Source organism: Halochromatium glycolicum, assembly GCF_016584085.1.
Classification (GTDB): domain Bacteria; phylum Pseudomonadota; class Gammaproteobacteria; order Chromatiales; family Chromatiaceae; genus Lamprobacter; species Lamprobacter glycolicus.
Map to the genome: position 1 here is coordinate 1 of NZ_NRSJ01000019.1, position 13,118 is coordinate 13,118.

The 13,118-nt window shown below is 65.9% G+C and carries 9 protein-coding genes; 4 read left to right on the forward strand and 5 right to left on the reverse strand.

Annotation, left to right across the window (positions count from 1 at the left end; translation table 11 throughout):
- Positions 1 to 240: 240 nt before the first annotated feature.
- The 5 genes from CKO40_RS11570 to CKO40_RS11590 all read right to left on the reverse strand — a co-directional run bounded on the left by CKO40_RS11570 (position 241) and on the right by CKO40_RS11590 (position 7,323).
- On the reverse strand, positions 241 to 2,292 hold the full coding sequence (locus CKO40_RS11570) for an NAD(+) synthase (RefSeq protein ID WP_338074166.1): 2,052 nt from the start codon (positions 2,290 to 2,292) through the stop codon (positions 241 to 243).
- A gap of 2 nt (positions 2,293 to 2,294) precedes the next feature.
- Positions 2,295 to 3,656: a glutathione-disulfide reductase gene (gene gorA, locus CKO40_RS11575; RefSeq protein WP_200346370.1), complete on the reverse strand. Its 1,362-nt coding sequence runs from the start codon at positions 3,654 to 3,656 to the stop codon at positions 2,295 to 2,297.
- A gap of 460 nt (positions 3,657 to 4,116) precedes the next feature.
- The gene (locus CKO40_RS11580) at positions 4,117 to 4,851 is read right to left on the reverse strand and encodes a glutathione peroxidase (RefSeq protein ID WP_200346371.1); all 735 of its coding nucleotides are present in this window, start codon (positions 4,849 to 4,851) and stop codon (positions 4,117 to 4,119) included.
- A gap of 321 nt (positions 4,852 to 5,172) precedes the next feature.
- Entirely contained in the window at positions 5,173 to 5,331 is a 159-nt protein-coding gene (locus CKO40_RS11585) for a hypothetical protein (RefSeq protein ID WP_200346372.1), read from the reverse strand.
- Between the two features lie 357 nt (positions 5,332 to 5,688).
- Entirely contained in the window at positions 5,689 to 7,323 is a 1,635-nt protein-coding gene (locus CKO40_RS11590) for an alpha-D-glucose phosphate-specific phosphoglucomutase (RefSeq protein WP_200346373.1), read from the reverse strand.
- A gap of 178 nt (positions 7,324 to 7,501) precedes the next feature.
- On the opposite strand from CKO40_RS11590, the gene htpG reads away from it, so the two are divergent.
- From htpG to CKO40_RS11610, 4 genes are all read left to right on the forward strand, one after another.
- Positions 7,502 to 9,466, forward strand: coding sequence for a molecular chaperone HtpG (gene htpG, locus CKO40_RS11595; RefSeq protein ID WP_200346374.1), 1,965 nt, complete (start codon positions 7,502 to 7,504; stop codon positions 9,464 to 9,466).
- A 67-nt stretch (positions 9,467 to 9,533) separates the two neighbouring features.
- On the forward strand, positions 9,534 to 9,863 hold the full coding sequence (locus CKO40_RS11600; RefSeq protein ID WP_200346375.1) for a hypothetical protein: 330 nt from the start codon (positions 9,534 to 9,536) through the stop codon (positions 9,861 to 9,863).
- Between the two features lie 443 nt (positions 9,864 to 10,306).
- A complete protein-coding gene (locus CKO40_RS11605; protein ID WP_200346376.1) occupies positions 10,307 to 10,819 on the forward strand; it encodes an ATP-dependent zinc protease family protein in 513 nt (170 codons plus the stop codon).
- 112 nt (positions 10,820 to 10,931) lie between these two features.
- Positions 10,932 to 13,118: a cache domain-containing protein gene (locus CKO40_RS11610; protein ID WP_200346377.1), complete on the forward strand. Its 2,187-nt coding sequence runs from the start codon at positions 10,932 to 10,934 to the stop codon at positions 13,116 to 13,118.

Here is a 13,118-nt window from a genome sequence, read left to right on the forward strand (position 1 = left end):
CGCGCAGCAGTCCCGCGACGCTGAGGTGCTGGCGTGAGAACGGACCACTCATCAATACCTGCCTCGCAGCTTGAGAAGGTCGTGGCAGTATACTGATTCGGCTTCAAAAGTTTACGAAAGATTTTTTTCGGCTCAAAGCCAACTTATTGTTTCTAAAGCAGATATTTTTGCGGCGGGAATTGCTGGCTTAATGCCTGAAGCAATGGACGAAGCCATCTGCCCATCTGCCGGGCGTCCGACTCAGCGGTCGGGCACGTTCTCGCGCAGCTCCTGCAACCAGATCGTCGCCTCGGCATCGCTCGGCGCGCGCCAGTCGCCGCGCGGTGAGAGCGAGCCGCCGGAGCCGACCTTGGGGCCGTTCGGCATACAGCTGCGCTTGAATTGACTGAACTGGAAGAAGCGCAGCAGGAACACATCGAGCCAGTGCTTGATCTCGGCGAGGTCGTACTGATTGCGGCGCTCGGGGGGCAGGTCGTCGGGCCATTCGCCCTGTCTCTTGTCATGCCAGGCATGCCAGGCGAGGAAGGCGACCTTGCTCGGCCGCAGGCCGTAGCGGGTGATCCAGTAGCTGTTGAAGTCCTGCAGCTCGTAGGGGCCGATCTTGGCCTCGGTGCTCTGCAATCCGCCCGCTTCGGCGGCATCGGCCGGCACCAGCTCGGGCGAGATCTCGGTGTCGAGGATCGCCTGCAGGGTCTGGTTGGTCGAGGTGTCGAACTGCCGGCTCGCGATGACCCAGCGGATCAAGTATTGGATCAGCGTCTTCGGCACCGAGGCGTTGACGTTGTAATGCGACATCTGATCGCCGACGCCGTAGGTGGACCAGCCGAGCGCGATCTCGGAGAGGTCGCCGGTGCCGAGCACCAGTCCGTGATGGTGGTTCGCGAGCCGAAACAGGTGTGAGGTGCGCTCGCCGGCCTGGACGTTCTCGAAGGTGACGTCGTAGACCGGCTCGCCCTCAGCGAACGGGTGCGCGAGATCGGCGAGCATCTGCCGGCACGAAGGGCGGATGTCGAGCTCGCTGGCATTGGTGCCGAGTGCCTGCATCAGCGCCAGCGCGTTGGCGTGCGTCTCGCTGCTGGTCGCGAAGCCGGGCATCGTGTAGGCGAAGATATTGGTCCGCGGCAGGCCGAGCCGGTCCATCGTGCGCGCAGCGACCAGCAGGGCCTGGGTCGAGTCGAGGCCGCCCGATACGCCGATGATGAGGCGCTCGATACCAGTCGCGCGAAGCCGCTGGGCGAGGCCCTGCACCTGGATGTTGTAGGCCTCGAAGCAGCGCTCATCGCGCGCGCCGCTGGCAGCCGGGATCTGCGGGAAGCGGGCGACCGCGCGCCGCAGGCCAAGATCGCCGCCCGGAAGCTCGGGGGCGAAGCGGACCCGTCGCATCGGCCGCAGCTGCTCGCGATAGCGCTGGGCACTGTCATTGAAGCTGGTCGTGCGCAGCCGCTCTTGCTGGATACGCTCCAGGTCGATGTCGGCGCTGATGAGCTGCTCGGCTGGTGCGAAGCGCTCGGACTGCGCAAGCAGGCGGTCCTGCTCGAAGATGACCGCGTGGCCGTCCCAGGCCAGGTCGGTGGTCGATTCACCGGGTCCCGCGGCCGAGTAGAGGTAGGCGGCAATGCACTTGCCGGACTGCGCCGCGCACAGGTCGTTGCGGTATTCGGCCTTGCCGATCGTGATGTTGCTCGCGGATAGGTTGAGCAGCACGGTCGCGCCGGCCAGCGCGGCGTAGGTGCTCGGCGGGATCGGCGCCCAGAGGTCCTCACAGAGCTCCATGTGCAGCGTCAGCCCGGGCAGATTGCTGGCCTCGAACAGCAGATCGGTCCCGACCGGGACCTGTTGGCCGAGCAGCTCGGTCTCCGTTGAGATCAGCGCATCGGCGGCCGCGAACTGGCGCTTCTCATAGAACTCGCGATAGCTCGGCAGGTAAGACTTCGGCGTGACGCCGAGCACCCGCCCGGCATGGACGGCGACCGCGCAATTGAACAGCCGGCCGTCGATCCGAAGCGGCAGGCCGACCGCGAGCAGCGGTCGCAGCGACGCGCTGGCCGCGACGACCTGCTCAAGCGCCGCGAGCGCGGCGTCGAGCAGAGGCTGTTGATGGAAGAGGTCGTCGTTGGTGTAGGCGGTGAGCCCAAGCTCCGGGAAGAGCGCGATCAGCGCGCCTTCGTCATCGGCACGCTGCGCCAGGGCCAGGGTCGCCTCCGCATTGGCGGCGGGATGGGCGATCCGGACCGGCGGCACACAGACCGCCGCCCGGACCAGGCCCTGGTGATAGAGATTGAAGAAGCGCACCGTCAGTCGCCGGTGTAGGGCTCCTTCAGCGTCACCAGCTCCTCGGCGCTGACCGGATGGATCGCGACCGTGTTGTCGAAGTCCGCCTTGGTCGCGCCCATCTTCACCGCGACCGCGAAGCCCTGCAGCATCTCGTCGACGCCGTCGCCGACCATGTGGACGCCGACCACCCGCTCCTCGTCGCCGGTGCAGACCAGCTTCATCGCGGTGCGCGGGCCCTTGTCGTTCAGCGCGTACTTCATCGGCGTAAAGGTGGTCTGGTAGATGGTCATCTTCTCGCCGGTCTCGCGCGCCTGCGCCTCGGTCAGGCCGACCGCGCCGACCGGCGGATGCGCGAATACCACAGTCGGGATGTCTTCGTAGACCAGCCTGCGCTCGGGCTGATCGTTGAACAGCCGCTCGGCCAGGCGCCGGCCGGCGGCGATCGCGACCGGGGTCAGCGGGTAGCGGCCGGTGATGTCGCCGAGCGCGTAGATGCCGGCGACATTGGTGTTCTGATAGGCGTCGGTCGGGATCACGCCGTTACGCTCGACCTCGATGCCGGCGGCCTCCAGGTTCAGATCATCGGTGTTCGGCCGGCGGCCGATGGCCCAGAGCACGGTGTCGAAACCGGTCAGGGCGTTGCCGTCCTTGTCGAGCACGGCGATGCCGTCATCGCGCTGCTCGAGCGAACCGACCGCGAACGGCAGGTGCATCGCAACCCCATCCTCGGCGAGGTTGTGCGAGGCGGTCTCGCTGATGATCGGATCGAACACCTCGAGCACGCGCGACTCCAGCGCGACGATGGTGACCTCGGCGCCGAGTGATCGCATCACGCCGGCGAGCTCAACGCCGATGTAGCCGCCGCCGACCACGCAGACCTTCTTCGGCGCCTCCTCGAGCGCGAAGAAGCCGTCCGAGGTGATGCCGAGCTCGTGCCCCGGCACCGGCGGCACCATCGGCCGGCCGCCGGTCGCGATCACGATGTGCTCGGCGCTGTAGCGCTCGCCATCGACCTCGACGGTCTTGGCGTCAACGAACCGGGCATGGCCGCGGATCACGCTGAGGCCGAGCGATTCGGCATAGCCGTTCCAGTAATTGCGGATGCCGTCGATGGTCTGCTCGCGGCCGCTGACCAGGTGCTTCCAGTCGATGCCCTTGAGCTCGGCATCGACACCGAAATCCGGTGCCTTCTTGACCGCCTGGGCCAGCTCGGCGGCATACCACATGATCTTCTTCGGCACGCAACCGACGTTGACGCAGGTCCCGCCGAGGGCCTTAGGCTCGATAACGGCGGTGCGCTTGCCATAGGCGGCGGCCTTCTCTGCGACCGCGAGTCCGCCGCTGCCACCGCCAATGGCGATGAGATCGAAATGCTTGTCCATTACCTGCTCCTCGGATGCTGGTTCGGATTCTAGAGGGGTCGGGATGATGATGCCTGACGCCCGCGATGATGCCAGCGGCGGGCGCCGATGCGCTGCAATGAGAGGTCGCCGCCGGTTCCGGTCGCCATGCGATCGAGCAATCGGCGGATGCGCGGCCGGGCTGCGCTGCTCAGAAGACCCGCGTCGCGGGGAGCGCTGCAAGCCCGATTCGGCATCATCGACGTTAGTATTCGGGACGGCGGCGGGGCGTCATCGACGCCCTCGCCAGCCGTCGGTTGGCCCGGCAGCGGTGGTGCCGGGTGTTTCAGCAGGTCCTATGCGCGCTGGGCCTTGCGGGCACTCCAGCGGGCGCGGTCGCCGCGCCCATCGCGGGTGGTGGCCCAGCGCGGGTGGCGGACAGGGCCGGGATGGACCGGGTGCTCCGTCCACCCCTATCGAGACCTACGTCCGGCCGTCTCGCTCAGCGGCTCGCCAGCCACTTCTCGAGATCGTCGGAGCCGCCGACCTTCTCTCCGTTGATGAAGACCTGGGGCACCATGGTCGAGGCCGCGACAGCGCGCAGGGTCTCTTCGGTGTAGTCCTTGTTCAGCACCAGCTCTTCGAATTGCATGCCGGCGTCCTTCAGCATGTCCTTGGCCTTCGCACAGAATGGGCAGCCGACGCGGGTGAAGACAGTGACGTCAGCCGGCTTCGGTGCATTCGGCGCGATATACTCGAGCATGGTGTCGGCGTCGGAGACGTGGAAGGGGTCACCCGGCTCCTCCGGCTCGATGAACATCTTCTCGATGGTGCCGTCCTTGACCAGCATCGAGTAGCGCCAGGAGCGCTTGCCGAAGCCAAGATCGTCCTTGTCGACCAGCAGGCCCATGCCCTCGGTGAACTCGCCGTTACCGTCCGGAATGAAGCGCAGGTTGTGGGCGTTCTCGTCTTCCTGCCAGGCCTTCATCACGAAGCCGTCGTTGACCGACATGCAGACGATCTCATCGACACCGTGCTGCTTGAACACGGGCGCCAGCTGATTGAACCGTGGTACGTGGGTCGACGAGCAGGTCGGCGTGAAGGCGCCAGGCAGCGAGAAGACAATGACCGTCTTGCCCTTGAAGATGTCGTCGGTGGTGACGTCTTCCCAATCGCGGTCGGTACGGGTGCGGAAGGTAACGTTCGGGACCTTTTGGCCGGTACGGTCTTGCAGCATGGTCGAGACTCCGTGGATGGTTGTCAAAATCTTGAGGGAAGCGGGCGAACGCCTCGCTCGCCGCACAGAATGGGGTAAAAACCGCGAGCATCCAAATGGATTATTTGGATCATTGCGATCGATTTGGCCGATCGAGCGGTCTGGGTCGGAAGACCGCTGTCGATCGGTGGCAGCCTTGAGTCCGATCGTCGGCCGGATCGTAAGCTGCCCCGGGTTGAGTGTCGAAAACGAAACGGCCCCGCCGAAAAGCTTTCCGGCAGGGCCGATCACGAGGCGGCCTCATCACCAAGGCCGGGGCCGTCAGGCATCGATGCGGAAGACTTAGGCCATCGGCTGTGCGGGGACCATGACTGCGGCAGTATCGCCCTTCTTCTTGCCGTCGCAGCTCTTGCCGTCGCCGGCCAGAGCGCTACCGGCACCAGCGGCCAAGGTCAAACCGAACAGCAGTGCAGTGCTTAGGCTCAGGATACGCAGCTTCATTGGGATCACCTCATTCGCGGTCGACGTCGGTTTCTTTCTGGGGTAGCGGGGGCCAACGGACCCCGGCACGCTCTCTAGATGAGTGCACGCCGCCGCGTCACAACCCCGGATCGGATGCGGGAGGCAAGCTCCCTATCGATGCGCGCAGAATCGAATCTTGTGATGCGGCTCCGGCTGGGAGTTGATGCGGCTGTCCAGTGTCCGGTTGGTTGAGACCGATCTTCCAGACCGCATCGAGCTAGGATGCGCCATTCGGCCCGGCAGCGGTCTCACGGGAGTCGCATGCTCCACTCTGGAGAAGGTTGCCGTGAATCACGCGACATTCATCGTCCGGGGTGGCACGCCGTGCGATGACCGTTAGGTGATCACATCCGGCTCTTCGCGGCCGGTGCGCGGCTCGATCTGCGCCAGCTCGCGCGCGATCAGGATCAGCGGCGCCAGCGCCTCCTGAACGAGCTGATCGTGGCGCTCGGCGTCGGGCTCGTAGCGCTCGATATAGACCCGCAAGGTGGCGCCCTGGGTGCCGGTCCCGGAGAGCCGCATCACGATGCGCGAGCCGTCCTCGAAGCCGATGCGGATGCCCTGCTGCTCGGCGACGCTGCCGTCGATCGGATCGGTGTAGGCGAAGTCATCGGCATAGGCGACCTTGAACGCGCCGAGCTGCTGGCCCGGTAGCGACGGCAGCAGGATGCGCAGATGATCGACCAGCCCCTGAGCGGCCGCGCTGTCGATGCCCTCGTAGTCGTGGCGGGTGTAGTAGTTGCGGCCGAACTGGCGCCAGTGATCGCGAACGATCTCGGCGACCGATTGGCGCTTGACGGCGAGCAGGTTGAGCCAGAACAGCACCGCCCAGAGCCCGTCCTTCTCGCGCACATGGTCGGAGCCGGTACCGAAGCTCTCCTCGCCGCAGAGGGTGATCCTGCCGGCGTCGAGCAGGTTGCCGAAGAACTTCCAGCCGGTCGGCGTCTCGAAGCAGTTCAGGCCGAGCGCCTCGGCGACGCGGTCGGCGGCCTGGCTGGTCGGCATCGAGCGCGCGACGCCGGCAATGCCGTGCTTATAGCCCGGCGCGACCTCGGCATTCGCCGCGAGCACCGCGAGGCTGTCGCTCGGGGTCACGAAGCAGTCCTTGCCGAGCACCATGTTGCGGTCGCCATCGCCGTCGGAGGCGGCGCCGAAGTCGAGCCCCTGCGGACCCTCGGTCATGGCGACCAGCTCGTGCGCATGGACCAGATTCGGGTCCGGATGGCCACCGCCGAAGTCCTCGAGCGGGACGCCGTTCATGACCGTGCCGCCTTCGGCCCCGAGCCGGTGCTCGAGGATCTCGATCGCGTAGGGACCGGTCACCGCGTGCATCGCATCGAAGCGCATCCGGAAATCACCCGACTGGAACAGCTTGCGGATCGCGTCGAAATCGAACAGGCTCGCCATCAGCTCGGCATAGTCGGCGACCGGGTCGATCACCTCGATCCGGGTCGCGCCGAGCTGGCGCTCGCCGAGCTGGTCGAGGTCGATGGCCGGGGCATCGACGATGCGATACTGATCGATGCTGCAGGTGCGCGCATAGATCGCGTTGGTCACCGACTCCGGGGCTGGCCCGCCGGCGTCGATGTTGAACTTGATGCCGAAGTCCTCGTCTGGGCCGCCGGGGTTATGACTGGCCGAGAGCACGATCCCGCCCTGGGTCTGATGCTTACGGATGATGCAGGATGCGGCCGGGGTCGATAGGATGCCGCCCTGGCCGACGAGCACGCGGGCGACCCCGTTCGCTGCGGCCATGCGCAGGATGGTCTGCACCGCCTCGCGGTTGTAGAACCGGCCATCACCGCCGACCACCAGGGTGCCGCCGTTGAGCTTGGTCTGGGTGTCGAAGATCGCCTGGACGAAGTTCTCGAGATAGTGCGGCTGCTGGAAGGTGGTGACCTTCTTGCGCAGCCCCGAGGTTCCGGGCTTCTGGCCGTCGAACGGTGTCGTGCTGATCACTTGTGCTTCCATCTGCATAACCCTTGATTTTGAGCTGGTTTGCCTCTACCACTGCGGCGCCGGCGCGTGCTGGTCGCCGCGATTGTAGCGAGAGCGACCGCGCCACGACCGATCGAATTTGCGCCCGAGCAGCGCTCGGCCGCCTCACATGCCCCGAATTCAACCCGCTAACGACAGGTGATCATCACCCATGACCGTTGACGCCCATAAGGAAACACTCGAGTTTAAGGCCGAGGTGAGCCAGGTGCTCGACCTCGTCATCCGCTCGCTCTACTCCAACAAAGAGATCTTCCTGCGCGAGCTGATCTCGAATGCCTCCGACGCCGCTGAGAAGCTGCGTTTCGAGTCGCTGACCGATGAACAGCTGCTGGAGGACGACCCGAACCTGCGTGTGCGCGTGCTGGTGGACAAGGATGCCGGCACCGTGACCGTTTCCGATAACGGCATCGGCATCAGCCGCCAGGAGATGATCGACACCATCGGCAGCATCGCCAGCTCCGGCACCCGGCAGTTCGCCGATGCGCTCAAGGCCGCGCAGGGTGCCGCCGAGCAAGGTGAGGCCGAGCAGGGGCAGGCCGCCGGCGAGGAGCTGATCGGCCAGTTCGGTGTCGGCTTCTATTCCAGCTTCATCGTCGCCGACCAGGTGACCGTGGTCTCCCGCCGCGCCGGGCTCACCGCCGAGCATGGCGTGCGCTGGCAGTCCGATGGCCACGGCAGCTACACGCTCGAGAACGTCGAGAAGCCGGGCCGTGGCACCGATGTCATCCTGCACCTGAGGGAGGAAGAGCAAGAGTTCCTCGAGCCCTGGCGGCTGCGCACCATCATCAGCAAGTTCTCGGACCACCTTGCGATGCCGGTGGAGATGGTCAAGGAGGACTTCGGCGGCGACGAGGACGAGGAGAAGAAGGACAAGGACGCCGAGCCCGAGTTCGAGCAGGTCAACCGCGGCACCGCGCTTTGGATGCGCAACAAGGCCGAGATCTCGGACGACGACTACAAGGCGTTCTACAAGCACATCTCGCACGACTTCGACGAGCCGCTGACCTGGGCGCACAACCGGGTCGAGGGCACCAACGAGTACACCGCGCTGCTCTACATCCCCAAGCGCGCCCCCTGGGACATGTGGGACCGCGACCAGAAGCACGGCGTCAAGCTCTATGTGCGCCGCGTCTTCATCATGGATGAGGCCGACAAGCTGATGCCGCACTGGCTGCGCTTCGTCAAGGGCGTGGTCGACTCCGATGACCTGCCGCTCAACGTCTCGCGCGAGATCCTGCAGCACAACCGCAAGATCGACACCATCCGCGGCGCCAACACCAAGCGCATCCTGAGTCTGCTCGAGGGCATGGCCAAGGACGACCCGGAGAAGTACCAGGCGTTCTGGAACGAGTTCGGGCGCGTGCTCAAGGAGGGCCCGGCCGAGGACTACGGCAACCGCGAGCGCATCGGCGGGCTGCTGCGCTTCGCGACCACCCACAACGACAACGACGATCAGACCGTCTCGCTCGACGCCTACATCGAGCGCATGAAGGAAGGCCAGAAGGACATCTACTACATCACCGCCGACAGCCCGGCCGCGGCGCGCCACAGCCCGCATCTCGAGGTGTTCCGGAAGAAGGGCGTCGAGGTGCTGCTGCTCTCGGATCGGGTCGACGAGTGGCTGGTCACCAACCTGCATGAGTACAAGGGCAAGCACCTGCAGTCGGTCACCAAGGGCAAGCTCGACCTCGGTGACCTCGCCGACAAGGAAGAGCAGGAGAAGACCGAGCAGGCCGAGAAGGAGCACGAGGACCTGCTCAAGCGGCTCAAGGACTCGCTCGGCGAGCGCGTCGAGGCGGTGCGGGTCTCGACCCGGCTGGTCGACTCGCCGGCCTGCATCGTCGTCGGCGAGCACGATATGAGCGCCAACCTAGCGCGGGTGCTGAAGGCGGTCGGCCAGGAAGCGCCGAGCATGAAGCCGACATTGGAGGTCAACCTGGACCATCCGCTGGTGCGCCGGCTCGAGGCCGAGTCCGATCAGGGCCGCTTCGATGACCTCGGCATGATCGTGCTCGATCAGGCGATCCTGGCCGAGGGCGGCCAGCTCGATGATCCCTCGGCCTTCGTCGGGCGGCTGAACAAGCTGATGCTCAATATGTTCATGAGCGGGGCCTGAGGCTGGTACGCCTGTGGGATTTGCCGCTTGATGCCTGATCAGGGATGACCTCCCGCGGGGAAGCGCCGTGCAAGCGCGGTGCTTCCCGCTGCCGGTGCAGGCTCGTGCCGGGCTGCCCGGGCCGCTGATCACCAACCTCGCGGTGATCACCGAGGTGGTCTACGTGCTGGATTTCGCCGCTCAGGCGCAGCGGGACTTCCTGCTCTGGGCGGAATCCGCGCTGGTGCTGGAGACCGAGACGGTGAGCGACCTGCCGGCGGATTTCGCCGATGCGTCCCTGGTCGCGCTGTGCGAGCGGCGACGGATCACTCGAGTTGCCAGCGTCGATTCCGACTTCACTGTCTACCGGATGCAGGATCGGCGCGGTTTCAGCAATCTTTTTCATGCGCCCGGCTGAGCCCCTCCTGAATGGAGCTGTGTGGTCCACATGCCTGATTGCGAACTGATTGGCGCTAACGTTCATGGCACGGCGCCACCCCGGACGATGAATCCCGCGTGATTCACGGTAACCCGCTACGCTGCGGCGTGGTTTGTCCTGATCGAGGCCCCTTCCACCGTGAAGAAGTCTTTGGGAGTGGCCGTGTCACGCGACGGCCGAGCAAATGCGGTACGACGTTGATCGCGCCTGAACTGCTAGACTTCGAGCACGATTGCTTCCGTGCCGGCGCCGCTGCGACCGGGTCTCTGCCGAGGGGGTGCCAACATCGCTCATCGTCTCTTCTGCAACAGGCCTCGGCCAGGGCTGATAGCGGGCCGCGCTGACGTTGTTTTCCGGCATGAACTGCGTCCCGACGCGTGGCACGATGCGCGGTTTGGCCCCGCTGATCGGGCAGTAAGCAGATGACGGACGCACCGCTGATCGTTGGCTGGCGCGAATGGGTGGGCCTGCCGGGGCTTGGCCTTCCGCTGATCAAGGCCAAGGTCGATACCGGTGCGCGCACCTCGGCGTTGCATGCGTTCGAGTTGGAGCGGTTTGTCCAGGACGGTAACGACTGGGTGCGCTTTTCGGTGCATCCGTTGCAGGGCCGGGATGATCTGATCGTGCGCTGCGCCGCGCCACTGCTCGATCAGCGCCCTGTGACCGACTCGGGCGGGCATCGCGAGGAGCGCCCCGTGATCACCGCGACGCTTGCGCTCGGTGCCGAGCGTTGGCCGGTCGAGTTGACCCTGACCGATCGCGACACGTTGCGCTTTCGGATGCTGGTCGGCCGGACCGCGCTTACCGGCCGCGCGCTGGTCGATGTGCGCCAATCTTTCCTGACCGGCCGCCGCCATGATCCGGCGGGTGCCTATATGAATGAGCGGTCGGGCGAGTCTGCGGACGCGCCAGACGGCCGCGGCGAGCTGCGCTGACGGTCTGGGTCTGGGTGAGGGGCGATCGACCCATCATCGCCGGCAGCGTTCGCGACCGCTTGGATCGGCGTCCGCTCGCGCGCCAGAGCCATCAACGGGCGGAGGAGCCTTGATGATCCGAAGCTATAAGGTCGCCTTCGTGGTGTTGTTCGTGGGCCTGCTGGTGGCCACGATCCTGGCGGTCTCGGTCAACGGTTACAGTCAGGCGACCCGGGTCTCGCTGGACCTGTCCGCCGACATCGTCGCGGAGATGTCGGCGAACGTGGTCGCAAGGGCCTCGGACCTGTTCGAGGCGGCGCGTGACCTGGCCGAGATCAACGCCGCGGTCGTCAGCGAGCAGGGTCTCGCCGACGAACAGTCGCTCCTCGGGCTGTTCGGACGGCAGCTCAAGGTGATGCCCGAGATAGAGTCGATCTACGTGGGCGGTGCGGACGGTGATTTCATCCAGGTCCGCGTCGCCCCGCAGCTGGCGAGCCGGGTGATCCGCCGTCCCGGTGGCAAGACTGCGGGGGAGCCGAGCGAGCGGTGGGTCTATCGGAATCAGGCCTTCGAGCCGATTGCCCATATCAACGGTGAGGCCGACTACGATCCGCGCGTGCGGGTCTGGTACAAGCAGGCGGTCGAGCAGACGGGGCTGCAGTGGTCACCGGTGTATCGTTTCGCGTCGAGCGAGCAGCATGGCATCAGCGCCTCAATCGCGGTTCGGCACAGCGACGGTTCCCTGCTGGGGGTGGTCGGCGTCGATATCTCGCTCGGCAGTCTGTCGAGCTTCCTGACCAAGCAGCATATCGCCCGCGGCGGCGTGGCGTTGATCGTCGGCCCTGACGGCAAGCTGATCGCCTATCCGCACGACGTCGAGCTCGAGGCGGATCGCCCCCAGCAGGATGGTCTGCCGAGCATCGATGACCTGCGTGAACGCTGGATCGCGGAGGCCTATCACCGGGATCAGGCGGGTCAGGCGAGGCGCTCCGGAATCAATCAGGCCTCGTACCAGCTGACACGCACCGCTGGAAAGACCTATCTCAGCCATCAGCACCTGTTCCCGTCCGCGGTCGCAGACGACTGGCGGTTGCTGATGGTGGTGCCCGAGGCGTCGTTGCTCGAGGCCGCGCGGCGGGTGTTCAGCAAGTCTGCGGCGATCACCTTCATCCTGGTCGTCGTCGCGGCGATCGCCGTCGCCTATCTCGCATCGCGGCTGTTCCAGCCGCTGCGCCGGCTGGTCAACAATACCGAACTGATCCGGGAATTCCGCTTCGCCGAGGTCGAGCGGGTGCCGTCGCAGTTCGCCGAGATCAAGGCCATGGACGAGGCGATCTGGAAGATGAGTCAGGGGCTGCGCTCGCTCGAGAAGTTCGTCCCGGTCGATGTCGGTCGCAAGCTGATCCAGTCCGGTAAGCGGGTCGAGCCGGCCGCCGAGGTGCGTGAGCTCTCGCTGCTCTTCACCGGGGCCTCGAACCTCGCGAACCTCTGCGAGGCGCTGCCCGCGGAGCGGATCATCGAGCTGTTGGGACGTCAGCTCGACGTCTTTACCGTGGTGATCCTGCGCCACAAAGGGACCATCGATAATTTCCTCGGTGAGAGTATCTTTGCGTTCTGGGGCGCGCCGGTCGAGATCGAGGACGGTGTGGATCGCGCCTGCCGCGCCGCGCTGGCCTGCCGCGATGCCGAAGCCGCGCTCCAGGCCGAGTGGGCGAAGACGCTGCCGGCCGGCGAGATGGCACCGCCGCCGAATCTGTACTCGGTGCATCATGGGCGGGCGATTGTCGGTGCCATCGGCTCGCGGCAGCGTATGAGCTGGACCGCGATCGGAGACAACGTCGCGCTCGGCTGGGATCTGCATCAGCTCAACAGGCGCTATGGGACCCGGATCATTATCAGCGGCGCGGTGCAGCGCGAGGTCGCGGACCGCTACTGGACGCGCCGACTCGACGTGCTGCCGCTGGACAGTGGCGAGCGCAAGCTCGAGGTGTTCGAGCTGATCGATACGCGGGAGCATCCGCTGCCGCCGGCGCAACTGGAGGCGATCAGGGCCTATGAGGAGGGGCTCGAGGCGCTGCTCGAAGGGGCATGGGATCGCGCCGAGTCGATCCTGACACCGCTTGCCGAGCGCCACCCGGACGATGCCGCGGTTGCATTGATGCTCTCGCGCTGTGGGACGCGCGATGCCTGCTTCTGGCCGGGGCTCGCCGGTCCGCGGGACGATATGCTCGCCGGACCCTTCGCGGCACGGGCCGTGGCCTCGCCGGGGCTGAGCGTCGGGCATGCAGAGGACGACGACAAAACCGAGCCCGGAGCCTGA